Origin of the sequence: Nocardia sp. CDC160, from assembly GCF_035818795.1 — a bacterium.
Lineage (GTDB): Bacteria > Actinomycetota > Actinomycetes > Mycobacteriales > Mycobacteriaceae > Nocardia.
Genome location: NZ_JAYKYT010000001.1, coordinates 97666 through 120058, shown reverse-complemented (window position 1 = coordinate 120058; position 22393 = coordinate 97666). Strand labels below are relative to the sequence as shown.

The following is a 22393-nucleotide window of genomic DNA, read 5'->3' as shown; positions in this document are numbered from 1 at the left end:
AGTCTGCACCCGCCCACCGACAAGCTCACCGGGTCGGCCCCGAGGGGACCGAAGTCCCCCCGGTCGGCGGGCGAAGGGCAAGCAATCCGAATACGGCCTGGTGCGCCGCGCGTAGGCTTCGGTTCGTGCAGAAGGTGCTCCGACTCGACTTGGTCAGTCACGGCATGACCGAGGCGATGCGCAAAGCACGATTCCCGGTCGATGAACCTCTGACGGAAGCGGGCCGTCGCGCGGTGACCGCCTGTGGCCGCCTGAACTCCGCGCGTGTCGTCACCGCCCCCGAGCGCCGCACCGTCGAAACCGCCGCCCTCATGGGCCTCATGGGCGACGAGGACGACCGACTACGCGACCTCGACGCGGGGGCCTGGCGCGGCGGTGAACTCATGTCCGTCCCGAAGGAGGACCTCTACCTCTGGCTCACCGATCCGGGCTACCGCGGCCACGGCGGCGAGGCGGTCGTGGACGTCATCGAGCGCACCGGCGAATGGCTCGCCGATATCGCCCTGGACGGCGAGCCCACCATTGCCATCACCCATCCGGCGGTCATTCGCTCGGCCCTGCTGGTCGCGCTCGACGCCCCGGCGAAATCGTTCTGGCGCATAGACGTTCCCCCGGTCAGCGTGACGCGGCTGCACTACCGCGGCGAGTGGACGCTGCACTTCCGCTAGCGGCCTCGCTCAGGCCTCGCCTATCGCTCCGGCAGCGGCCGCGAGGCGGCCAGCATGGCCCGCACGGCATCGGTGATCAATCCGGCCGAGATTCCCGGATCGACCGCGCGCTGAATGCCCAGCCCCAGACCGAGACTCAGAATCGTGGTGGCGGCGTCCTCGGCCGACATGGGCAATACGATGCGCATGGAATCCGCGAGCGCCTGCAGCTGCGCCGCGACCGCACCCCGCATCATGGCGAGGCTCGAGACCAATGCCGCGTGCAGATCCGGATCGTCGCGCGCCACGATGGCGAACTCGAACTCCAGCAGCGTCCAGCCCACATCGCCGAGGGTCCGTTCGGCCCAGCCCTGGAACCGTTCCAGCCGCGCGTCGAGTCCGTCCTCGCCGTCGAGCAGTTCCCGCAGCTCGAGGAATTTGGTCTCGTGAATGAGCGCCAGCACCTCGAGGCACAGCGCGGACTTGGTCCGGAAATTCGAGTAGACCGCGCCCTTGGAGTACCCGGCTTCCTCCGCGACCCGGTCCAGGCTGGTCTTGGCGTAGCCGTCTGTCAGGAACATGTCGCGCGCGGTGGCGAGCAGGTCCGCGCGGGTCCGGGCCTGGCTCTCGGTCCTGGTCAGTCGTGCCATGGCAGCGATTCTATGTACTCCCGGATTTGGGATACCCAGAGTATTTGAAAACTGCTAGTGTTCGAAACCATGAGAAACAGGAACGGGTCACAGCGACGTGGCCTGGCCATCGGCTGCGGCGGCACCGTCGGCATGGCCTGGATCGTCGCCGCGCTGGCCTCGGTGCACGACGTGCTGGGCTGGGATCCGCGCGAGGCCGACGTCATGATCGGCACCTCGGCGGGCGCGGAGGCGCTGACCATGCTGGGTAGCGGCATCGGCGTGGACGAACTGGTCGATATGCAGCGCGGCAAATCCGCCAATCCGATCCTCACCGCCCATATGCGTTCGGAGCCGGGACGATTCCCGCCGCTGCCGCGTCCGCGCCTGGGCGCGCCCGCCCGCGCCGCGCGAGAACTGCTGTCCCGGCCCGGAAATGGGCACGCCCTGCTCACCGCGGGGAGCGGGTTGCTGCCGCAGGGGGGCGGCGACCCGACTTGGCTGCAGCGCCTGGCCGAGCGCCTGAACCCGGGCCGCGACTGGGTGCCGCACCCCGCCACCTGGCTGGTGGCCATGGACAACGCCACCGGTGAACGCGTCCCGTTCGGTGCGCCCTCGGCCCCGGATGCGAACCTCGGTGCGGCCCTGCGGGCGTCGTGGGCGGTGCCCGGCTGGTTCCCGGCCGTCTCGATCGCGGGCCGCGAGTACATCGACGGCGGCGCGGCCTCCACCGCCTCGGTCGACCTGCTCATCCCGGCCGACCTGGACGAGGTGGTGGTGCTCGCGCCCATGGCCTCGACCGGTCGTGTACCGGCCACCGGCGCGGGCCACTTCCTCGAGCGTCAGCTGCGAAATCGCATGAGCGAGAAGCTGGATCGCGAGATCGCCCTGCTGCGCTCGCGCGGTGTGAAGGTGCTGCGCCTGGACGCCACCGTCGAGGATCTCGCCGTCATGGGCCCCAATTTCATGGACGGCCGCCGCCGTCTCGACACCTTCGAACACAGCCTGGCCAGCACGCGCCGCCGGGTCGAGCAGGGAGAATTCGCATGAGCATCCTCGGAAACGCCTATCCGGCAATCGATCTGAACGGCGCGCGGGTGCTCGTCACCGGCGCGGGACGCGGCATCGGCCAGTGCACGGCCGAACTGTTCGCCAGCAAGGGCGCGGAGGTGGCCATCGCGGATGTGGACACCGCCGCCGCCCAGGCCGTCGCGGCGGCGTTGGGGGCCAAGGCTTTCGAGCTCGACGTCCGCCAGCGTGAGCAGTGGGACCGGGTCGTCGCCGACTTCGGCCGCATCGACATCCTGGTGAACAATGCGGGCGTCATGCCCGCGGGCGCGTTCCTCGACGAGCCGGACGCGGTGGGCCACACCACCATCGACGTGAACGTCTGGGGTCTGATCCACGGCATGCGCGCCGTCGTCCCCGGCATGATCGACCGCGGCCACGGCCACGTGGTGAATGTGGCCTCGCTGGCGGGCAAGATCCCGATCGCGGGTCTGGCCGTCTACAACGCCAGCAAGTTCGCCGCCGTGGGCCTTACCGCCGCAACGCGTTTGGAGTTCGCCCCGCACGGCGTCAGCGTCAGCTGTGTCATGCCCTCGGCGGTGCGCACCCGCCTGTCCTCGGGGCTGAGCCTGGGCGGTGGCATGCCGACCGTCGATCCCGAGGATGTCGCCGCGGCCGTGGTGGCCACCGTGCGCAGCCGCCGCGCCGAGGTCACCGTCCCCAACTATCTGGGACCGATCGACGTGGCCCTGGCCGCCGCCCCCGAACCCGCGGTGCGCCTGGTGCGCAGGCTGTTCAACGGCGATCGCGCCCTGCACCCCGCCGACACGCAGGTGCGTGCCCGGTACGAGGAGCAGGTGCGCGCCATCACCGCCGAGCAGGAGTAGCTACTCGAACCGAATGCCCTGCGCCAGTGGCAGTTCGGTGGAGTAGTTGACGGTGTTGGTGGCCCGGCGCATGTACGCCTTCCAGGAGTCCGACCCGGATTCCCGGCCACCGCCCGTCTGCTTCTCGCCGCCGAACGCCCCGCCGATCTCGGCCCCCGAGGTGCCGATATTGACATTGGCGATGCCGCAGTCCGACCCGTCGGCGGCCAGGAACCGCTCCGCCTCGCGCTGGTTCTGCGTGAAGATCGACGACGAAAGACCCTGCGGCACAGCATTGTGCATCTCGATGGCCGCATCCAGATCGTGGTAGGTCATCACATAGAGGATCGGCGCGAAGGTCTCCTCCCGCACCACCGCGGTCTGCGCGGGCATGCGCACAATGGCCGGGCGGACGTAGAAGGCGTTCTCGCCCGGCCCCTCAACGCGCTCACCACCGCAGACCAATTCGCCGCCGTCGGCCAGCGCCCGATCCAGCGCCGCCCGCATGCCGTCATAGGCCCGCTCATTGATGAGCGGCCCGACGAGCACGCCCTCCTCGAGCGGGTTACCCACTCGCAGTTGGCGATACGCAGACGAAATCTTATCCAACAGTGGCCCTGCGACATCCACGTGGGCGATCAACCGCCGCAGCGTCGTACACCGCTGGCCCGCCGTGCCCGCGGCCGCGAAAACGATTCCCCGCGTGGCCAGTTCGAGATCCGCGGAGGGCGTCACAATGGCCGCGTTGTTGCCGCCCAGCTCCAGCAGGCAGCGCCCGAACCGCGCCGCCACCCGCGGCGCGACCCGCTGCCCCATGCGCACCGACCCGGTCGCGCTCACCAGCGCCACCCGCGGATCGTCCACCAGCTGCTCGCCGATCGGCGCGTGTCCCTGAATCAGTTGGTGCACTTCGGGATCCGCGCCCACATCCAGCGCGGCCCGCCGCAACAGCGCATGGCACGCCACGGCCGTCAGCGGTGTCGTCTCCGAGGGCTTCCACACCACCGTGTCCCCGCACACCAGCGCGATGGCGGTGTTCCACGCCCACACCGCGACCGGGAAGTTGAATGCCGAGATCACCCCGACCACGCCGAGGGGATGCCAGGTCTCCATGAGCCGATGCCCGGGCCGCTCCGACGGCATGGTCTTGCCGTACAGCTGCCGCGAGAGCCCGATGGCGAATTCGCAGACATCGATCATCTCCTGGACCTCGCCGCGCGCCTCCGGGCCGATCTTGCCCGCCTCCAGCGTGACCAGTTCGCCCAGATCGTCGAGGTGCTCGGTGAGCAGCGCCGACAGTCGCCGCACGAGGGCGGCCCGCTGCGGCGCGGGCACGGTGCGCCAGCTCCGGAAGGCGGTGTCGGCGCGGGCGATGGCGGCGTCCACCTCGGCGGCCGTGCTCGCCCGCAGGGTGAGCAGCTCGCTACCGGTGATCGGCGTGCGCGCCGAGAGTTCACCGGGCGTGGGCGGTTCGACGCCCAGCCGTCGCAGCAGGTTTTCCGCCCGCTCACGTAGCTCACTGGTGGCCAGGTCGGTCAGTGCGTGACTCATTACATGCTCCAGGTTGGGTTCCGGCACCGAGTTCGGTTCGCTGCGTTAGCCTTCGCTGATGGCGGATACACCGGCGAAACCCGTACTCGACGACATCGATCGACTGCTGATCCGTGAGCTGATTGCCGATGGTCGCGCCACCCTGTCCAATCTGGCGGAGAAGGCGAACCTTTCGGTGTCCGCGGTGCAGTCGCGCGTGCGTCGCCTGGAGGCCCGCGGCGTGATCCGCGGCTACACGGCGAACGTCGATCCCGAGGCACTGGGGCAGATGCTGTCGGCATTCGTCGCGATCACTCCTCTCGACCCGTCGCAGCCCGATGACGCACCAGCGCTGCTGCAGCACATTCCCGGCATCGAGGCCTGCCACTCGGTGGCCGGTGATGAGAGCTACATGCTGATGGTGCGGGTGGCCTCGCCCAGGCACCTCGAGCAACTGCTCCAGGAGATCCGCGCGACGGCCAATGTGCGTACCCGCAGCACCATCATTCTCCAGACATTTTACGACAAGTGAGCCGGAGACATTCGGTGACAGGGCGGTTACGAACGTATTTTTTCCTGAACTTACGAGACTGGCCGTAAAAGTTCATTTACGCTGGGTGGCGTGACCCTCGAACTCGATCGGCTCGGGGCGGCAGCCGAAACCACACTGGTCACCCCCGCCCGGGTGCATGAGATCCTGGCCGCGAGCATTCTCGCCGACGGCTTCGACCTCGTCCTCGACCTGCGAAAATCGCGTGGACGCCGACTCGTGGACGCCCGCGACGGCACCGCGTATCTGGACATGTTCGGCTTCTTCGCCTCCAACACCCTCGGCATGAACCACCCGGCGCTGCTGGGTGACAAGCACTTCCTGGCCAACCTCACCGCCGCGGCGCTCAACAAGCCCAGCAACTCCGACATCTACACCGTCGAGATGGCGCGCTTCGTGGACACCTTCGCGCGCGTGCTCGGCGATCCGCGGCTGCCGCACCTGTTCTTCATCGACGGCGGCGGTCTCGCGGTCGAGAACGCGCTCAAGGCGGCCTTCGACTGGAAGTCGCGCCACAATGAGATGCACGGGCGCGCACCGGAACTCGGCACCAAGGTGCTGCACCTGACCGGAGCCTTCCACGGCCGCACCGGATACACGCTCTCGCTCACCAATACCGATCCGGTGAAGACCGCGCGCTTCCCGAAGTTCGACTGGCCGCGCATCGAAACCCCCTATGTCGGACCGGATCACCCCGATATCGAGGCCGCCGAGGCGCACGCGCTGGCTCAGGCCCGCCGTGCCTTCGCCGAAAACCCGCACGACATAGCGTGTTTCATTGCCGAGCCGATTCAGGGCGAGGGCGGCGACCGGCACCTGCGGCCCGAATTCCTGCGCGCGATCCAGGATCTGTGCCATGAACACGACGCCCTGTTCATCCTCGACGAGGTGCAGACCGGTGTCGGCATGACCGGCACCACCTGGGCCTATCAGCAGCTCGGCCTGGAGCCGGACGTGGTGGCCTTCGGCAAGAAGACCCAGGTGTGCGGCATCATGGCGGGCGGTCGCGTGGACGAGGTGCCCGACAATGTGTTTCACGTCAGCTCGCGCCTGAACTCCACCTGGGGCGGCAATCTCGTCGATATGGTCCGGGCGCGGCGCGTCTTCGAGGTGATGGAGCACGAGGATCTGGTGGCCCGCGCCGCCGAGCTCGGCCCGCACCTGCTGGCCCGGCTGACCGAATTGGCCCGTGCCCATGCCGAAGTCACCGATCCGCGCGGCCGCGGCCTGATGTGCGCGGTCACCCTCGAGACGCCGCAGCGGCGCGACGAGGTGGTGACCCGGCTGCGCGAGGAGGAGCGCGTGCTGATCCTCGGCACCGGTGAGCGCGGCATCCGATTCCGGCCGCCGCTGACGGTAACCAGGGCGGAACTGGACGAGGCCGTCGACGCTCTCGAGCGTGTATTGCGTTGAGCCGCAACTCGGACCGGGTTGGTCCGGGTTGCCCGCATTTGCTGGATAGTGGCTTGTGCCCGAACCGCGTGGCGTTGTCCGACACTCCGTGAACCCGCCGCGAAACTCCATGTCGCCCCCTACTATTCGACGACATGTCAGCTCACCGCAATGCGCGCGTGGCACGGTGCGGTCTGTGATCGCGCGCCGTGCACGTCTGGGTCTGGTCCTCGCCGTAGCGATGCTGGCCGGTTGCTCGAGTGGGCAGTCGGGCCCTCCCGGTCGGTCGGGCACTGCCGCGCAACCCTCCACGCCGCCGCCCGGTTCGGCGGATGCCTCGCCCGCGGCCGCCGCCGCGCCGAATCTCCTACCCGGGATGCCGCCGCCGCTCTCACCCACCGACGTCTACGCCGCGACCCGCGAACTCAGTCCGGCCGTGGCCGATCAACCCACCCGGGTCTACGTCCCCAACAGCGAGTCCAACACCATCACCGTCATCGACCCGGACAGCTTCCAGGTCATCGACACCTTCGCCTCCGGCGGCCGCGAGCCCCAACACGTCGTCCCGTCCTACGACCTGCAGATGCTCTACGCCAACAACGACCTGCCGATCGGCAGCGGTAGCCTGCTCCCCATCGATCCGCGCACCGGCAAGCCCGGCGACCCCATCCCCGTGCGCGACCCGTACAACATGTACTTCACCCCGGACGGCAAATACGCCCTCGTCGTCGCCGAGGCCGACCGCTCCCTGGACCTCTACGACCCGCACACCTGGGAGAAGCTGCGCGACATCCCGGTGCCCGACTGCACCGGCGTCAATCACATGGACTTCACCGCCGACGGCCGCACGGCCCTGGTCAGTTGCGAATTCAGCGGCCGCATGGCCGTGGTCGACGTCGCGAACCTGTCGCTGCTGCGCATGATCGACCTGCCCGGCGGTCACTCCGGCATGCCGCAGGACGTCAAGCTCGCACCCGACGGCCGGACCTTCTACGTCGCCGACATGATGGCCAACGGCGTCTACACCTTCGATGCCAAGACCTTCGACAACACCGGTTTCGTCGAGACCGGCGCGGGCACCCACGGCCTCTACGTCACCCGCGATTCCGCGCGCATGCTCATCACCAACCGCAAGGAGGGCAGCATCTCGGTCTGGGACTTCGCGACCAACCGACTCGTCGACACCTGGCACATCCCCGGCGGCGGCAGCCCGGATATGGGAAATCTCTCCGCCGACGGCCGCGTCTTCTGGGTCTCCGGCCGCAATCACGGCGAGGTCTACGCCATCGACATCGTGGAGTGGAAGCTGTTGGCTCGCATCCCCGTCGGCCGCGGCGCGCACGGCCTGACCATCTGGCCCCAGCCGGGCCGCTATTCGACCGGCCATACCGGCGTCATGCGCTGAGACCCGCGGAATGCGTTGCGCCGGAGCGAGTGTGGACCCGACCAAATACTTGCTCGGATGACTGTGGAAGTCCGCTATTGAACATTGTTCGAGTCAGGGTGGTCAGCCACCCGAATAGTGGCCTCTACCTGCGGCTTTCTACTGGCGGGTAGCCAATAACCATACTCACGAGTAGCCCCGTCTGGATTACAAAAGGCCTCTGGTACTGGTTACACTCCCCGTCATGACGAGTGTCCAGCAGCAGCCTTCGCCGGGTTCGGCAGGTGCCCCAGATATCCACACCACCGCCGGTAAGCTCGCTGATCTGCGCAATCGGCTGGAAGAGGCCAAGCATCCGATGGGTGAGGCCGCGGTCGACAAGGTCCACGCCAAGGGCAAGATGACCGCGCGCGAGCGCATCCTCGCCCTGCTGGACGAGGGTTCGTTCGTCGAGCTCGACGCCCTGGCCCGGCACCGCAGCGTGAACTTCGGCCTGGAGAACCAGCGTCCGCTGGGCGATGGCGTGGTCACCGGCTACGGCACCATCGACGGCCGCGACGTCTGCATCTTCTCCCAGGACGTCACCGTCTTCGGTGGCTCCCTGGGCGAGGTCTACGGCGAGAAGATCGTCAAGGTCATGGATCTGGCGCTGCGCACCGGCCGTCCGCTCATCGGCATCAACGAGGGCGCGGGCGCGCGCATCCAGGAAGGCGTTGTCTCCCTGGGCCTCTACGGTGAGATCTTCCACCGCAATATCCAGGCCTCGGGCGTCATCCCGCAGATCTCGCTGATCATGGGCCCGGCCGCGGGCGGTCACGTCTACTCGCCCGCGCTGACCGACTTCGTGGTCATGGTCGACCAGACCTCGCAGATGTTCGTCACCGGCCCCGACGTCATCAAGACCGTCACCGGCGAAGAGGTCACCATGGAGGAGCTGGGCGGCGCCCACACCCACATGGTGAAATCCGGTGTGGCGCACTACGTCGCCTCCGGCGAGCAGGACGCGCTGGACTACGTCCGCGATCTGCTGAGCTACCTGCCGAGCAACAACCGCGCCGAGGCCCCGCGCTTCCCGGCCACCGCCGCGATCGGCGCGATCGAGGAGAACCTCACCGAGGCCGACCTCGAGTTGGACACCATCGTCCCGGACTCGCCGAACCAGCCGTACGACATGCACGAGGTCATCAAGCGCCTGGTGGACGACGAGGAGTTCCTCGAGGTCCAGGCCGAGCGCGCCATGAACGTGATCGTCGGCTTCGCCCGCATCGACGGCCGCAGCGTCGGCATCGTCGCCAACCAGCCCACGCAGTTCGCGGGCTGCCTGGACATCGACGCCTCGGAGAAGGCCGCGCGCTTCGTGCGCACCTGCGACGCCTTCAACGTCCCGATCATCACCCTGGTCGACGTGCCCGGCTTCCTGCCCGGCACCGGCCAGGAATACAACGGCATCATTCGCCGCGGCGCGAAGCTGCTCTACGCCTACGGCGAGGCCACTGTGGGCAAGATCACAATCATTACCCGCAAGGCCTACGGCGGCGCGTACGACGTCATGGGTTCCAAGCACATGGGCGCGGATGTGAACCTGGCGTGGCCGACCGCGCAGATCGCGGTCATGGGCGCCTCGGGTGCCGTCGGCTTCGTCTACCGCAAGCAGCTGCAGCAGGCCGCCGCCGAGGGCAACGACGTGGACGCGCTGCGCCTCGAGCTGCAGAACGAGTACGAGGACACCCTGGTCAACCCGTACGTCGCGGCCGAACGCGGCTACGTGGACGCGGTCATCCCGCCCTCGCACACCCGCGGCCAGATCGTGTCGGCGCTGCGGCTGCTGGAACGCAAGATGGTGTCCCTGCCGCCGAAGAAGCACGGCAACATTCCACTCTGATATCGCGATATGCGCGGTATGGGGCGCACACTGTCCAGTAGGGCAAGACACTCGTACCGCGCACGATCGCCTCATCCGAGCAAAGATGTTCAGGAATGGCCCTCGCTCTCGAGGGTTGTATCGAATACCGTTTGCGTCCCGGAAGACATGCTCCGGCCGCGAACGCGCCGCGCACCCTGCGGCGAACGGACAGGAGGACTGGCGCTGTGACGACCATGGCCGATGAAGAAGTGCTGCGCGCCGCCGAACTGGATCTAGCCGTCGACGAGCTGACCGATGCCGTCGAGACGGCCGTCGCCGAGGCGGAGCCCGCGAGTACCGGACCGATCGTCCAGGTCCTGAAGGGCAATCCGACCGACCTCGAGCTCGCCGCCCTGGTCGCCGTGTTCGCCGCCGCCTCGGCGAGCGCTGCCGCGGCCCCGGTCGACAACGGCCCGGCCGATCACTGGGGTCGCCCGACCCTGCAGCACCGCGGCACCTCGCCGTTCTCGCCCTACGCTTTCCCGGCCCTGTCGCACCTGCGCGACTGACCGCCGGTGACGGTCTTCGTACTGGCATCCCAATCCCCGGCCCGGCTCGGCGTCCTGCGCAACGCGGGTGTCGACCCGGTGGTCCGGGTGTCCCACGTGGACGAGGATGCCGTGATGGCGGCGCTGCCCGCCGATACCGCCCCCGATCGGGTGGTCGTCGAATTGGCCCACGCCAAGGCCCGTGAGATCGCCGGGCAGCTGGCGGCCGATCCGGCCTTCGCCGATTCCGTTGTGGTGGGCTGCGATTCGATGCTGCTGGTGGACGGCGCGCTGCAGGGCAAGCCGCTGACCCCCGAGGTGGCGCGCGCCCGGTGGGCCGAGATGGCCGGGCGCAGTGCGGATCTGCTCACGGGGCACAGCGTGTTGCGGCTGCGCGACGGCGAGATCGTCGGCGAGGCGGCCGACTGCAGTGCCACCACCGTGCATTTCGCCAAGCCCGACCCGGACGAACTCGACGCCTACATCGCGACGGGGGAGCCGCTGCAGGTGGCCGGTTCCTTCACCCTGGACGGTCTGGGCGGGTGGTTCGTGGACCGCATCGACGGTGATCCGTCGAGCGTGATCGGTATCGGACTACCGCTGGTTCGTCGACTGCTTGCCGAGGTGGGCGTCGGCATTGCGCAACTGTGGGTCGGCGACCGCGCGTAACTGCGGTTCGGTCGTGGTCCGCACCTGCGGCGCGATGCGACCGGTGGACGGCGCTAATCGGGGCTCGCCGGGATCGGGCGCTTCCTCCTCGCGCATGGCCTCGCCGGTGCGGTGCTGCAGCAGTTCCAGGCGCGCCACGCACAATTCGGGTTCCACGAACGGGTGCAGGCGCACGTTCACGGTGTCGCGACCGCCGTTGCGGTCCAGCACTTCTCGCATGAGCCCCAGGTGCACGCCGCACACCACCTCGGAGTGGGTGCGGGCCAGTTCGCGCAGCGGACAGGCGGTCATGCGGATGAGGGCCGACTCCTCGGTCTCGCTGGCGTGGTCGCGTTCGGGGGCGAAGCCGAGTTCGGACATGAGGGTGACGGTGAGGTCCTTGGCGTCCTCGAGCGATTCGACGGGCTGGTCCACCGCCTCGAGTTTCGAGCCCCAGGCCCGGCCCGCCTGAATGGCGGCGTCGGAGCGGCGGCGCGGATCGCTGCCCAGTTGGTCGGCGAGGACTTGCGCCAATTCCTGGTAACCGACCGATCGCTGCACCGCGGTATAGCCGATGCGGGGGCGCCCGCGGCCGCGCGGCGGCTGCTGGAATTGGCGGACCAGTGATTCGCGGGTGAGGACGTCCAAATGGAAACGAACCGTGGTCACATGCTGGCCGGTGACGCGTGCCAGTTCCTGGGCATCGAGAGGCTCGCTGGCGCCACGTAGGATCGCAAGCAGTCGCCGTCGCGGCCAAGAATCGGACATAGCTCAACCCTCCTCTCGAGAGACTTTATCGGATGAAGCTGCGCTTAATTCGCCCAATCATCCGATTCGTGATCTGAAACGAGTTTCGTAACCACCACATGCCTACGATCGGTGTCGAGAATCAGAACCGCCAATACCTAACCCACCACGCGTGAAGGACCACAACGTGCCCGTCGCTCCGGACCCGCATCACTCGTTCGGCTCCTACGCACATCCTCACCGACTAGTAACCACAGAGTGGCTGTCGGCAAACATCGGCACGCCGGGACTCAAGATCATCGAGTCCAACGAAGACATATTGCTATACGACATCGGCCATGTCCCGGGTGCCATCAAGGTCGACTGGCGTTCGGAACTGATCGATCCTCGTACGCGCGATGTCATCGACGGCGCGGCCTTCGCCAACCTTATGCGTGCCAAGGGCGTCGAACGAGACGACACCGTGGTGATTTATGGCGATAAATCCAATGGCACCGCGGCCGCCACCCTGTGGGTGTTCTCCCTCTTCGGACATGAGGACGTGCGCCTGTTGGACGGCGGCCGCGATGCGTGGATCTCCGAGGCCCGTGACACCACCTTCGAGGTGCCCGTCGCGGGCCTGGGCGAGTACCCGGTGGTCGATCGTGACGACAAGACCGCGCGGGCCTTCCGTCAGGACGTGGTGGCGCATCTCGGCGGCCCGCTGATCGACGCGCGCGTATTCGAGGAGTACACGGGCGAATTGGTGGTGCTGGATCGCCCCGAGGAGCAGGCGCTGCGGGCGGGCCACATTCCGACCGCCGTGAACATCCCGTGGACGTCCTCCGTCGGCGCGGACGCCCGCTTTCGCCCCCGGGCCGAGCTGGACGTCATCTACGGCGGTGTCCTGGACGGCATCGCGCCCCTGGTCTACTCCCGCATCGGCGAGCGCTCGGCCCTGACCTGGTTCGTTCTCACCTACCTGCTGGGCGTGTGGGGTGTCCGGAACTACGACGGTTCGTGGACCGAATGGGCCAATGCGGTCGGGGCGCCTATCGTTGTCGGGCAAGAACCGGGCGCCATCCCGTCGGGCATGGCAAGCTCGTAACGCTCGAGACCCTTTCGAGTGATTCACAGGCGAGGGTCTCGACGGAATCTGGTAGAACAGGTTCTAAAAAGAGGGGTCCCGAGAGTTGCATTGCTCACTCTTCGGGCCTACTCATAAGTAGCCCTATCCCCGTTCGGGCTTTGTTGGCACGATGCCTACAATCCCGACTGACGAAAGTTCCAGAGCACAGGAGGCTCAGTGCCCAACCATGCCAACGCGCAGATCACGAAGGTCCTCGTAGCCAATCGAGGCGAGATCGCCGTGCGCGTGATCCGGGCTGCCAAGGATGCCGGGATCGCCAGTGTCGCCGTGTATGCCGAGCCGGACGCGGATGCGCCGTTCGTGAAGCTCGCCGACGAGGCGTTCGCGCTGGGTGGCCAGACCTCGGCCGAGTCGTACCTGGTGTTCGACAAGATTCTCGATGCCGCCGCCAAGTCGGGTGCGGACGCGATCCACCCCGGGTACGGGTTCCTGTCGGAGAACGCCGATTTCGCGCAGGCGGTGATCGATGCCGGGCTGATCTGGATCGGTCCGTCGCCGCAGTCGATTCGGGATCTGGGTGACAAGGTCACCGCCCGCCACATCGCCGAGCGCGCGCAGGCCCCGATGGCCGCGGGCACCAAGGATCCGGTCAAGAACGCCGACGAGGTGGTGGCGTTCGCCAAGGAGTACGGCGTGCCGGTGGCCATCAAGGCCGCCTTCGGTGGTGGTGGTCGCGGCATGAAGGTCGCCCACACCATCGAGGAGATTCCGGAGCTGTTCGAGTCCGCGACCCGTGAGGCCGTGGCCGCGTTCGGTCGTGGTGAGTGCTTCGTGGAGCAGTACCTGGACAAGGCCCGCCACGTGGAAGCGCAGGTCATTGCCGACAAGCACGGCAATGTCGTGGTCGCCGGTACCCGTGACTGCTCGCTGCAGCGCCGCTTCCAGAAGCTGGTCGAGGAAGCCCCCGCGCCGTTCCTGTCCGACGAGGTGCGCTCGAAGATCCACGAGTCCGCCAAGCGGATCTGCCGTGAGGCCGGGTACTACGGTGCGGGCACCGTGGAGTACCTGGTACAGGGCGAGACCGTGTCGTTCCTCGAGGTGAACACGCGTCTGCAGGTCGAGCACCCGGTCACCGAGGAGACCGCCGGAATCGATTTGGTGCGCCAGCAGTTCCGCATCGCCGAGGGCCACGAGCTCTCCATCAAGGAGGACCCGACCCCGCGCGGGCACGCCTTCGAGTTCCGTATCAACGGTGAGGACGCCGGTCGCGGCTTCCTCCCGGCGCCCGGCCCGGTGACCGTGTACAAGGAGCCCGCGGGCCCGGGTGTGCGCGTGGATTCCGGTGTGGTCGAAGGCAGTGTCATCGGTGGTCAGTTCGACTCCATGCTGGCCAAGCTGATCGTCACCGGTGAGACTCGTGAGCAGGCGTTGCAGCGTGCCGCGCGCGCCCTGGACGAGTACCAGATCGAGGGTCTGGCCACGGTCATCCCGTTCCACCGCCACATTGTGGAGAACCCGGCGTTCGTCGGTGACGGCACCAAGTTCGACGTCTACACCAAGTGGATCGAGAACGAGTGGGACAACCCGATCCAGCCCTACACCGGTGGCCAGCCCATCGAGGACGAGGACGGGGCCCCGCGGCAGAAGGTGGTCGTCGAGGTCGGCGGTCGTCGTCTCGAGGTGTCGCTGCCGGGCCAGTTCTCCGTCGGCGCTGCGGCTTCCGGCAATGGCGCGGGTGTGGTCCGCAAGAAGCCCAAGCCGCGCAAGCGCGGTGGCGCGGGTGCCGGTGCGGCGTCCGGTGACGCGGTGACCGCCCCGATGCAGGGCACCGTGGTCAAGGTCGCGGTCGAAGAGGGCCAGACCGTCGAGGCCGGGGATCTGGTCGTGGTGCTCGAGGCCATGAAGATGGAGAACCCGGTCACCGCGCACAAGGCCGGTGTCATCACCGGACTCGCGGTGCAGGCCGGTGCGGCCATCACCCAGGGCACCGTGCTCGCCGAAATCAAGTAGCGAGGCCGCGCTCATGTAGCGCAAGGCAATTCGTCGAGTGGCCGCTCACCTGCAGGTGAGCGGCCACTCGCGCTAATGTCATGGCATGGCTGAACCACCCGAGATCCGTATCGGTACCGCCGAGCGCGAGGACGCGATGAAGCGGTTGTCGGACCATTTCGCGGCGGGGCGGTTGAGTGTCGCCGAGTTCGACGAGCGCAGCGGGATCGTGGCGGCGGCGCTGACCCGCGGCGATCTCGACAAGGTGTTCACCGACCTGCCGGAACCCCTTGCCGAGAAGCCGGTTCCGGCGCAACGGGAGTCGCGGTTCGGCGCGCACTGGCCCGAGCGTGTGATGCCGGTGATCCCGATCATCGCGGTGATCCTGTTCTTCGTGACCCATCAGTGGTGGGTATTCCTGCTGATTCCGCTGGCGGGCGCGCTGCTGTTCGGGGAGAGCAGCCGGGAGCGCCAGCAGCGGCGGGTGCGCCTGGACAAGCGCGACCGCAAGCGGCAGCGGCGGCTGGATCGGGGATCGGAGGACTGATGGAACCCATTGAAATCAATGCGGGCAGTTGGTATCTGCGGGCCCTGCGGGCCGACGAGCGCATCGACGACCGCCCGGCCCTGGCCGACGGCGGCATCACCGATCCGGAGTACGTGGCCCGCCGCAGCGCGGAATGGGCCGCGGAGAGCCACTTCTCGTGGGCGGTGTGCGTGCCCACCACCGCGGAGATGGTCGCCGAGATCGGGGTGCGGCCGCATGCCGACGGCACCGCGACCGTGACCGGTTGGGCGCGGGCGGGATACGACGCGGCCCTCGCGGACGGCCTCACGACGGTGCGTCGCTTCACCGCCGGAGCCCTCGGCCTGGAACCGATCGACGCCTGAATCGACCGGCCGCCGTCCGGCCCGGAACCCGATCTGAACCCGAAAAAACCGTCTATACCAGGCCAAACTCCATTCATCCGCAGAAAAATAGGTCGTGCCGCACACCCTTCGTAAGGGACCCTGAAGTCGCAGCCGAAACCGACGACCAGGGGAGGCGGTTATGTGGAGCTGGAGTGAACACGTGGCGAAACGGGCGACAGCGGCCTCGTTCACCCACTGGCGGATCCAGGACCCGGAACCGACCGTGACCGAACCGGAGTTCACCGAGACCTCTGACGACGACGCCATTGCCGAGGCAGCCGACTACGCGCGAATGCCGGGCAAGGAATTGGCCCTCGCCGGGGTTTAGCGGCGAGGCGTGAAGGGGCGGGTCCGATTCCGGACCCGCCCCTTTCGCATGGGTGGCCATGGCGGAGGCGAGCGGACGCGCGGTGGAGAGTAGGTTTGGTCGCATGGATAGGTCGCCGCTGGATGCTGACTTGCTGGCCCGGAACGCCGCCGAGCTCGGGTTCTTCTCGGCCGTGGAGGTGGTCGAGTCGACCGGTTCGACCAATGCGGATCTGGTTGCGCGGGCCGCGGATCCGCAGGCGGATCGGCTGGTGTTGATCGCGGAATCGCAGGAGCGCGGGCGCGGGCGGCACGATCGGCAGTGGGTGGGTCCGCCGCGGGCGCAGATCGCGATGTCCGTGCTGGTGCGGGTGCGCGGTATCGATCCGGCGACGCTGGGCTGGCTGCCGCTGCTGACCGGCGTCGCGGTGGTGGACGCGGTGCGCTCGACGACCGGGGCGAAGGCGGTTCTCAAGTGGCCCAACGATGTTCTGATCGAGGGTCGCAAGCTGGCCGGAATTCTCGCCGAGATCGCCGCCGCCGGAACCGATCCCGCCGTGGTGGTCGGCGTGGGTCTGAACGTGAGCCTCACCGAGGCGGAACTCCCTGTGCCCCATGCGACTTCGCTGGTGCTGTCGGGCGTCGCGAACCCGGACCGGAATGCCCTGGTGTCCGCCATCCTGCGCGAGTTCGCCGGGCGCTTCGCCGACTGGGAGGCCGCGGGCTGGGATACCGCGGAGCTGTCGGCCGCGTACCGGGACCGCTGCTCCACGCTCGGCACCGAGGTCCGGGCCGAATTGCCCGGCGGTGAGGTGCTCACCGGGATCGCCACGGGTATCGATCCGCACGGCCGCCTACTCGTGGGCGATCGCGCCGTCTCGGCGGGCGACGTCACCCATCTGCGCGCCGATTACTGAGACCGGCTGTCAGCCAGGAACTTTGGGTGGTTTGGTGGGCTTGACCCCGCCCTGATCGTCCTGGCCCCCGCCCTTGTCGTCCTTGCCCTGGTGGTCGCTGTTGCCCGGCTTGTCCGCGCTCGGTCGGAGCTGACCCGGTGGTGTGAAGTTCTGCGGGAACGGGATCGGCAGCGTGGTCGGCGCGGCCGTCGGCTGGGGTGCGGCGGTCGACGGCTGCGGTGCCGGGGCGGTGGACGCGGGCGGGCTCTCGACGGTCGACGACGGCGGAGCCGTATAGGGATTGGCCGGAGCCGTGGTCTGCGCGCGCGTCGGGCGCGGTGCCTCGGTCGTGGTGACGTTATCGGGTGAGGTACGTGACGGTGCCGGAGCCTGCGTGGTCTGCACCGGGCTCGGGTCCGACCGGTGGTCGGCATGCCAGACCGCCCAGCCCGAACCGGCTCCGACCAGCACGGCGGCGATGGCCACCGCGGCGGCGAAGCGCCGCGGAAAGACCGCGGGCCGTGCGGGTTCGGTACGCGGGCGACCGGACAGGGGTGAGCCGGGTGCGACGACGGCGGCCGCGTCGGCCTCCTCGGCGGCGACCGGTACGGGCGTCAACCGTTTCGTGGCGGCGGGTACCGCCGGGATGGGCGCGGTGGCGGACGCGCTGGCGCGGGTGAGGGCCGTGCGCGCGGCGGCGGCGAAGTCGCCCGCGGTCTCGAAGCGCTGCTCCGGATCCTTGGCGAGCGCCCGCGCGATGACGTGGTCCAGTTCGCCAGGGAGGGCCGGATCGACGTCGGCCAGGCGGGGCGGGTCCGCCGTGAGATGGGCGTGCATCTGCGCCACCGGATTGTTGTCCGGGAAAGGTCTTCGCCCGGTGAGACATTCGTAGAGCACACACGCCAGCGAATAGATGTCGGAGCGGGCCGTGGCGGTGCCGGTGAACCGTTCCGGTGCCATGTACGCGGGCGTGCCGATGACCAGGCTCGTGCCGGTGAGCGTGGCCTGCCCGGTCTGCTGGACGGTGCCGAAATCGATGAGATAGCTGAAACCGCTCGGCATCACAATAATGTTGGAGGGCTTGACATCCCGATGCACCAGCCCGCTGCGATGCGCCCCGTCCAGCGCGCCCGCGACCTGCGACACGATGTCGATGGCGGTGGTGGGCGGCAGCGGCCCGTCGGCGCGCAGTAGTTTGCCCAGGTCGGAGCCGTCCACATAGGCCATGTCGATGAACAGCTGACCGTCGTGTTCGCCGAAGGTGTGGATGGGCACCACGTGTGGTTCGTGCAGGCGCGCGGCCGTGCGGGCCTCGCGCCGAAAACGCTGCCGATACGTGTCGTCGGCGGCCAGCTCGCGCGCCAGCAGTTTCAAGGCGACGGTGCGCTCGGTGCGGGTGTCGTGGGCACGCCATACCTGCCCGGTTCCGCCGTTGCCCAGCAGATTCTCGAGTCGGTAGGGGCCGAACCGCCTGTCCCCCATGAGAAATCCTCTCGCCGGATGCATGTCCCTAGGGCACTACCCACGATCGGTCGCAATGTTCATGCGGATGTGGCGGTTCGGGCGAATATCGCGCGGCGGTCGCGGGCGGGCACGCTAGTGCGGCTTGTGCGGATGCCGGTGGTGATCGCCATTCGGGATCGCGGGAAGTCCTCCGCCGGGGATCAGGTTGGGCAGCTGGATCGGGGGCGGCGGCAGGGTCCAGACCGGTGCGGTCGGAATCGGGCCCTCGGTCTCGGGCAGCTCGGTCTCGGGCGGCTCGGGCGCGGGTTCCGGCTCGGGGGTCGGCGAGGGCGGCGGGGACTCCTCCGTCGTCGTCGGAATCGATTCGCGAACAGGGGATTCCACGGTGGTGGTGGTCGGCACGGGGGTGTGCGGATCGGCGTCGGGCGCGTCCGCGCGGCCGGTGTACCAGGCCGCGCCCATGACGATCGCGAAGGCCGTGACCAGCGAACCAGCGAGCGCCCAGACACGCCGCCGGGCCCAGCGGCGATCGGCACCATCCGGTTTGGTGTCGATCGACAATGCGAGAGTGGGTGTTTCGCCGCGTGGCTCGCCGGTGACCGGCACGATGGTCGCGGTCGCGGGCGCCTCCGGTACATCCAGCGCGGCGCGCGCGGCGGCGGCGAATTCGCCTGCGGTGGCGAAGCGTTGGGTCGGGTCCTTGGCCAGCCCGCGCGCCACCACGGCATCGAGCGCCGCGGGCACCCGCGGGGCGAGACTCGAGGGCGGCTCCGGGATCCGTTCCAGGTGGGCGCGCATGAGCTGTGCGGGATTGCGCAGCCGGAAAGGCCGTTGCCCGGTGAGGCATTCGTAGAGGACGCAGGCCAGCGAGTAGATGTCCGAGCGCGGCGTGCTCGCGCCGTCGAAGCGCTCGGGCGCCATGTAGGCGGGGGTGCCGACCAGCATGCCGATCTGGGTGATGGCGGTCTGGCCGTCCTCCAGGGCGGTGCCGAAATCGATGAGGTAGGCGACATCGTCGGGCGCCACGATGATGTTCTGCGGCTTGACATCCCGGTGGACCAGTCCGGCCGCGTGCGCCTCGTCCAGTGCGGTGGCGACCTGGGCGATGAGGTCGACGGCCGCGTCGGGGGCCATCGGGCCCTCCCATTCGAGCAGCGCCTCGATATCGAGGCCGTCGACGAATTCGGAATCGATGAACAGTCGCCCCTCGAGTTCACCGTAGGTGTGCACCGCCATCACGTGCGGTCCGTGCAATACGGCGGCGGCCCGGGCCTCCCGTTCGAAACGCCGCCGGTATTCGGGGTCGGCGGTCAGTACGGGTGCCAGCAGTTTGAGCGTGACGGTCCGATCCGCCACGGTGTCGTGCGCACGCCATACCTCCGCCGACCCGCCGCTGCCGAGCAGTTCGTCGAGGCGGTATCGGCCCAGGTAGCCATCCCCCAACGGAATTCCTCTCGTCACACTGGGGGATCACAGTAGCGAACCGAACTTATTGGACACCTACGCAACTCGCGGGGTGGATCAAACGGTCTGCAATTCTCCCCGCGCGGCTTCCCGGGCCAGCAGCCGATCGCGCTGCTCCTCGAACTTGAGCACGTCCTGCCCGAGCTTGTCCAGGTACGCGGCCAATGCCTCGCGCGCCTTTTCGCCGCGCGGTCCGAAGTCGCTCCGCTCGAAGATATTCCAGATCTTCAACACGGGTGCGACGACTTCCTCCAGGTGCTGGCGCAGGTCGTAGATGCCGTGCTTGGCCATGATGACGCCATTGCGGCGGAAGTTGGGCATGCCGTGGCCGGGCATCACGAAATTGGTGAGCACCTTGGTGATCGCCTCGACGGCCTGATCGGGCACCAGATCCAGACCCGCACCGCACATGGTGCGGTAGAAGATCATGTGCAGGTTCTCGTCGGCGGCGATGCGCTGCAGCATGCGGTCGGCCACCGGGTCGTTGCACACCCGGCCGGTATTGCGGTGCGAAACCCGGGTCGCCAATTCCTGGAACGTCACATACGCGACATTCTCCAGAAAGCCGCCCCAATCATCCGGGGACTGCGCGCCATTGGTCATGTGGATCATGCGCGCCTGTTCCAAGGCCACCGGATCCACGCCGCGCGTCACCACCAGATAATCGCGCATGACGATGCCGTGCCGGTTCTCCTCGGCCGTCCAGCGGCCCACCCAGGTGCCCCACGCGCCGTCCTGGGAGAAGTTCTCCGCGATCTCGCGGTGATACGAGGGCAGATTGTCCTCGGTCAGCAGATTGGTGACCATGGCGATCTTGGCGACCTCGCTCAGGCGCGACTGCGAAGGATCCCAATCCTCGCCGCCCAATGCCGCGAAATTGCGGCCCTCGTCCCAGGGCACGTAATCGTGGGGGTGCCATTCCTTGGCCATCGACAGGTGCCGATTCAGGTTCGCCTCGGCCACCGGTTCGAGCTCTCGAAGTATCTGATACTGCGTCAACTCTCGGGTCACACACGCCTCCTGCAGTCATGCACACCGGGAAAAGCCTGGAAGGTCTCGCTCGGGACAAACGTGAAGGTTTTGCGAACAACCGTGTAGGTCTTACGAACAACTCGGAAGTAAAAGGCAACTCGCGACGGTCGATCGTACCGTCAACCGCACGATTGTGCACCGGGCCCCCGATCGGCGTGCGGCATTCCGAGATCTCCGCGCGATAGGGTTTGGCTCATGGGTTATCCGGAGGAAGCGCTCGCACCCGAAGAGGTGCTGCTCCTGCATCGCCATCCGCATTGGAAGATGTTGTTCTGGCCCGCTGTGACTTTCATCCTGATCACCGCTTTGGCCGGATTCGGCGCGGGGGTCTCGGCCCGCAATACCGAGGGCACCCTCCAGACCGGTTTGCTGCTCGGCATTCTGGTGGTCTGGCTCGCGATCGTGCTGTGGCGCAGCCTCGCTCCGCTGATCCGCTGGAAGTCCACGCATTTCATCGTGACCGACCGCCGGGTCCTGATCCGCCAGGGCGTGCTCACCCACACCGGCATCGACATTCCGATGAACCGAATCTCGAATGTGCAGTTCCGCCATGGCCTGTTCGACCGCATGCTGGGCACCGGCACCCTGATCATCGGCTCGTCGTCGGAGGATCCGCTGGAGTACGACGACATTCCACACGTGCAGAAGGTGCACGCCATGCTCTATCACCAGGTCTTCGATGTGGTGCAGAACAATCCGAACGGTGGCGGCTTTCACGGTTCCGCCGGTGCCTACCCGTAGTCTTGTTCCGTGACCGCAGTACTGCTGGCCGAAGATGACGAGGCCATTGCCGCCCCGCTGTCGCGCGCGCTGGGCCGCGAGGGCTATTCGGTGACCGTGGAGAGCTATGGTCCCGCCGTGCTGGAGCGGGCCCTCGAGGGCGGTCACGACCTGCTGATTCTGGACCTCGGGCTACCCGGCATGGACGGGCTGGAGGTGTGCCGCCAGGTGCGGGCGCGGGGCGCGGAGCTGGCCGTGCTCATGCTCACCGCCCGCACCGACGAGGTGGACTTCGTGGTCGGCCTGGACGCGGGCGCCGACGACTACGTCGGCAAGCCCTTCCGGCTCGCCGAACTGCTGGCCCGGGTACGGGCGCTGTTGCGGCGCAGCGGAATCGGGGACGAGGCCGTGGAGGTGGGCGGCATTCGGCTCGAGCCCGCGGCGCGGCGGGTGCTGGTGAACGGCGTCGAGGTGAACCTGGCCAACAAGGAGTACGAGCTGCTGAAGGTGCTCATCGACCGGGCCGGGCAGGTGGTCTCGCGCGAGACGATTCTGCGCGAGGTGTGGGGCGACGCGGATCTGCGCGGCTCCAAGACCCTGGACATGCACATGTCGTGGCTGCGGCGCAAGATCGGTGACGAGGGGCCGGTGGCGGAACGCCGGATCGTCACCGTGCGCGGCGTAGGCTTCCGCTTCAACACCGACTAGCTCGGCCGCTCGATCCGATCCACCGTGCTCTGCTCTGCGCG

At 68.0% G+C, this 22393-nt stretch carries 23 protein-coding genes; 17 read left to right on the top strand and 6 right to left on the bottom strand.

The window, feature by feature from the left end; translation table 11 throughout:
• Nucleotides 1–125 precede the first annotated feature (125 nt).
• Complete coding sequence (locus VMT40_RS00615) at nt 126–668, top strand: histidine phosphatase family protein (protein ID WP_326356031.1); 543 nt, start codon at nt 126–128, stop codon at nt 666–668.
• A gap of 20 nt (nt 669–688) precedes the next feature.
• Here the strand turns inward: VMT40_RS00615 and VMT40_RS00610 are convergent, their stop codons facing one another.
• A complete protein-coding gene (locus VMT40_RS00610) occupies nt 689–1297 on the bottom strand; it encodes a TetR/AcrR family transcriptional regulator (protein ID WP_326356030.1) in 609 nt (202 codons plus the stop codon).
• A gap of 69 nt (nt 1298–1366) precedes the next feature.
• On the opposite strand from VMT40_RS00610, the gene VMT40_RS00605 reads away from it, so the two are divergent.
• Nucleotides 1367–2326: a patatin-like phospholipase family protein gene (locus tag VMT40_RS00605; protein ID WP_326356029.1), complete on the top strand. Its 960-nt coding sequence runs from the start codon at nt 1367–1369 to the stop codon at nt 2324–2326.
• Nucleotides 2323–3171, top strand: a complete 849-nt coding sequence (locus VMT40_RS00600) for an SDR family NAD(P)-dependent oxidoreductase (RefSeq protein ID WP_326356028.1) — start codon at nt 2323–2325, stop codon at nt 3169–3171. Before VMT40_RS00605 ends, VMT40_RS00600 begins: the two co-directional genes overlap by 4 nt.
• Here VMT40_RS00600 and amaB read toward each other — a convergent pair whose 3' ends face one another.
• A complete protein-coding gene (gene amaB / locus VMT40_RS00595; protein ID WP_326356027.1) occupies nt 3172–4701 on the bottom strand; it encodes an L-piperidine-6-carboxylate dehydrogenase in 1530 nt (509 codons plus the stop codon).
• Nucleotides 4702–4759: 58 nt separating this feature from the next.
• Between amaB and VMT40_RS00590 the strand changes: the two genes are divergently transcribed.
• The 6 genes from VMT40_RS00590 (at nt 4760) to VMT40_RS00565 (ending at nt 11066) form a co-directional block, all read left to right on the top strand.
• Nucleotides 4760–5212 carry an Lrp/AsnC family transcriptional regulator gene (locus VMT40_RS00590; protein ID WP_033085113.1) on the top strand — a complete coding sequence of 151 codons (453 nt, stop codon included), beginning with the start codon at nt 4760–4762 and terminating at the stop codon, nt 5210–5212.
• A gap of 90 nt (nt 5213–5302) precedes the next feature.
• Nucleotides 5303–6643 (top strand): L-lysine 6-transaminase, encoded by a 1341-nt coding sequence (gene lat / locus VMT40_RS00585; RefSeq protein ID WP_326356026.1) that lies wholly within the window; start codon nt 5303–5305, stop codon nt 6641–6643.
• A 175-nt stretch (nt 6644–6818) separates the two neighbouring features.
• Nucleotides 6819–8027: a YncE family protein gene (locus VMT40_RS00580; RefSeq protein ID WP_326356025.1), complete on the top strand. Its 1209-nt coding sequence runs from the start codon at nt 6819–6821 to the stop codon at nt 8025–8027.
• Between the two features lie 223 nt (nt 8028–8250).
• The gene (locus tag VMT40_RS00575) at nt 8251–9888 is read left to right on the top strand and encodes an acyl-CoA carboxylase subunit beta (RefSeq protein WP_326356024.1); all 1638 of its coding nucleotides are present in this window, start codon (nt 8251–8253) and stop codon (nt 9886–9888) included.
• 215 nt (nt 9889–10103) lie between these two features.
• Nucleotides 10104–10418 carry an acyl-CoA carboxylase epsilon subunit gene (locus tag VMT40_RS00570; RefSeq protein WP_326357149.1) on the top strand — a complete coding sequence of 105 codons (315 nt, stop codon included), beginning with the start codon at nt 10104–10106 and terminating at the stop codon, nt 10416–10418.
• Between the two features lie 6 nt (nt 10419–10424).
• Nucleotides 10425–11066, top strand: a complete 642-nt coding sequence (locus tag VMT40_RS00565; RefSeq protein ID WP_326356023.1) for a Maf family protein — start codon at nt 10425–10427, stop codon at nt 11064–11066.
• On the opposite strand, the gene VMT40_RS00560 is transcribed toward VMT40_RS00565, so the two are convergent.
• Entirely contained in the window at nt 10992–11813 is an 822-nt protein-coding gene (locus VMT40_RS00560; protein ID WP_326356022.1) for a helix-turn-helix transcriptional regulator, read from the bottom strand. The genes VMT40_RS00565 and VMT40_RS00560 overlap by 75 nt on opposite strands.
• Before the next feature lie 166 nt (nt 11814–11979).
• Between VMT40_RS00560 and VMT40_RS00555 the strand changes: the two genes are divergently transcribed.
• The 6 genes from VMT40_RS00555 (at nt 11980) to VMT40_RS00530 (ending at nt 16985) form a co-directional block, all read left to right on the top strand.
• Nucleotides 11980–12879, top strand: a complete 900-nt coding sequence (locus VMT40_RS00555; RefSeq protein WP_326356021.1) for a sulfurtransferase — start codon at nt 11980–11982, stop codon at nt 12877–12879.
• Between the two features lie 198 nt (nt 12880–13077).
• Entirely contained in the window at nt 13078–14871 is a 1794-nt protein-coding gene (locus VMT40_RS00550) for an acetyl/propionyl/methylcrotonyl-CoA carboxylase subunit alpha (RefSeq protein WP_326356020.1), read from the top strand.
• Between the two features lie 85 nt (nt 14872–14956).
• Nucleotides 14957–15397 carry a DUF1707 SHOCT-like domain-containing protein gene (locus tag VMT40_RS00545; protein ID WP_326356019.1) on the top strand — a complete coding sequence of 147 codons (441 nt, stop codon included), beginning with the start codon at nt 14957–14959 and terminating at the stop codon, nt 15395–15397.
• On the top strand, nt 15397–15741 hold the full coding sequence (locus VMT40_RS00540; RefSeq protein WP_326356018.1) for a hypothetical protein: 345 nt from the start codon (nt 15397–15399) through the stop codon (nt 15739–15741). The genes VMT40_RS00545 and VMT40_RS00540 overlap by 1 nt, the downstream gene beginning before the upstream one ends.
• A 181-nt stretch (nt 15742–15922) precedes the next feature.
• Nucleotides 15923–16090 carry a hypothetical protein gene (locus tag VMT40_RS00535; protein ID WP_326356017.1) on the top strand — a complete coding sequence of 56 codons (168 nt, stop codon included), beginning with the start codon at nt 15923–15925 and terminating at the stop codon, nt 16088–16090.
• Nucleotides 16091–16193: 103 nt separating this feature from the next.
• Nucleotides 16194–16985 (top strand): biotin--[acetyl-CoA-carboxylase] ligase, encoded by a 792-nt coding sequence (locus tag VMT40_RS00530; RefSeq protein WP_326356016.1) that lies wholly within the window; start codon nt 16194–16196, stop codon nt 16983–16985.
• A 9-nt stretch (nt 16986–16994) separates the two neighbouring features.
• Here VMT40_RS00530 and VMT40_RS00525 read toward each other — a convergent pair whose 3' ends face one another.
• From VMT40_RS00525 to VMT40_RS00515, 3 genes are all read right to left on the bottom strand, one after another.
• Nucleotides 16995–18446 carry a serine/threonine protein kinase gene (locus VMT40_RS00525; RefSeq protein WP_326356015.1) on the bottom strand — a complete coding sequence of 484 codons (1452 nt, stop codon included), beginning with the start codon at nt 18444–18446 and terminating at the stop codon, nt 16995–16997.
• A gap of 114 nt (nt 18447–18560) precedes the next feature.
• Nucleotides 18561–19889, bottom strand: a complete 1329-nt coding sequence (locus tag VMT40_RS00520; RefSeq protein ID WP_326356014.1) for a serine/threonine-protein kinase — start codon at nt 19887–19889, stop codon at nt 18561–18563.
• A 60-nt stretch (nt 19890–19949) separates the two neighbouring features.
• On the bottom strand, nt 19950–20903 hold the full coding sequence (locus VMT40_RS00515; protein ID WP_326356013.1) for an acyl-ACP desaturase: 954 nt from the start codon (nt 20901–20903) through the stop codon (nt 19950–19952).
• Nucleotides 20904–21119: 216 nt separating this feature from the next.
• On the opposite strand from VMT40_RS00515, the gene VMT40_RS00510 reads away from it, so the two are divergent.
• Entirely contained in the window at nt 21120–21665 is a 546-nt protein-coding gene (locus VMT40_RS00510; protein ID WP_326356012.1) for a PH domain-containing protein, read from the top strand.
• 9 nt (nt 21666–21674) lie between these two features.
• Complete coding sequence (locus VMT40_RS00505; RefSeq protein ID WP_033085103.1) at nt 21675–22352, top strand: response regulator transcription factor; 678 nt, start codon at nt 21675–21677, stop codon at nt 22350–22352.
• Nucleotides 22353–22393 lie beyond the last annotated feature (41 nt).

Coding starts and splice junctions, on each gene's coding strand:
- VMT40_RS00575 (WP_326356024.1), top strand. CDS start 8,251: ATGACGAGTGTCCAGCAGCAGCCTTCGCCGGGTTCGGCAGGTGCCCCA.
- VMT40_RS00590 (WP_033085113.1), top strand. CDS start 4,760: ATGGCGGATACACCGGCGAAACCCGTACTCGACGACATCGATCGACTG.
- VMT40_RS00605 (WP_326356029.1), top strand. CDS start 1,367: ATGAGAAACAGGAACGGGTCACAGCGACGTGGCCTGGCCATCGGCTGC.
- amaB (WP_326356027.1), bottom strand. CDS start 4,701: ATGAGTCACGCACTGACCGACCTGGCCACCAGTGAGCTACGTGAGCGG.
- VMT40_RS00570 (WP_326357149.1), top strand. CDS start 10,104: ATGGCCGATGAAGAAGTGCTGCGCGCCGCCGAACTGGATCTAGCCGTC.
- VMT40_RS00600 (WP_326356028.1), top strand. CDS start 2,323: ATGAGCATCCTCGGAAACGCCTATCCGGCAATCGATCTGAACGGCGCG.
- VMT40_RS00530 (WP_326356016.1), top strand. CDS start 16,194: ATGGATAGGTCGCCGCTGGATGCTGACTTGCTGGCCCGGAACGCCGCC.
- VMT40_RS00525 (WP_326356015.1), bottom strand. CDS start 18,446: ATGGGGGACAGGCGGTTCGGCCCCTACCGACTCGAGAATCTGCTGGGC.
- VMT40_RS00510 (WP_326356012.1), top strand. CDS start 21,120: ATGGGTTATCCGGAGGAAGCGCTCGCACCCGAAGAGGTGCTGCTCCTG.
- VMT40_RS00610 (WP_326356030.1), bottom strand. CDS start 1,297: ATGGCACGACTGACCAGGACCGAGAGCCAGGCCCGGACCCGCGCGGAC.
- VMT40_RS00540 (WP_326356018.1), top strand. CDS start 15,397: ATGGAACCCATTGAAATCAATGCGGGCAGTTGGTATCTGCGGGCCCTG.
- VMT40_RS00560 (WP_326356022.1), bottom strand. CDS start 11,813: ATGTCCGATTCTTGGCCGCGACGGCGACTGCTTGCGATCCTACGTGGC.
- VMT40_RS00545 (WP_326356019.1), top strand. CDS start 14,957: ATGGCTGAACCACCCGAGATCCGTATCGGTACCGCCGAGCGCGAGGAC.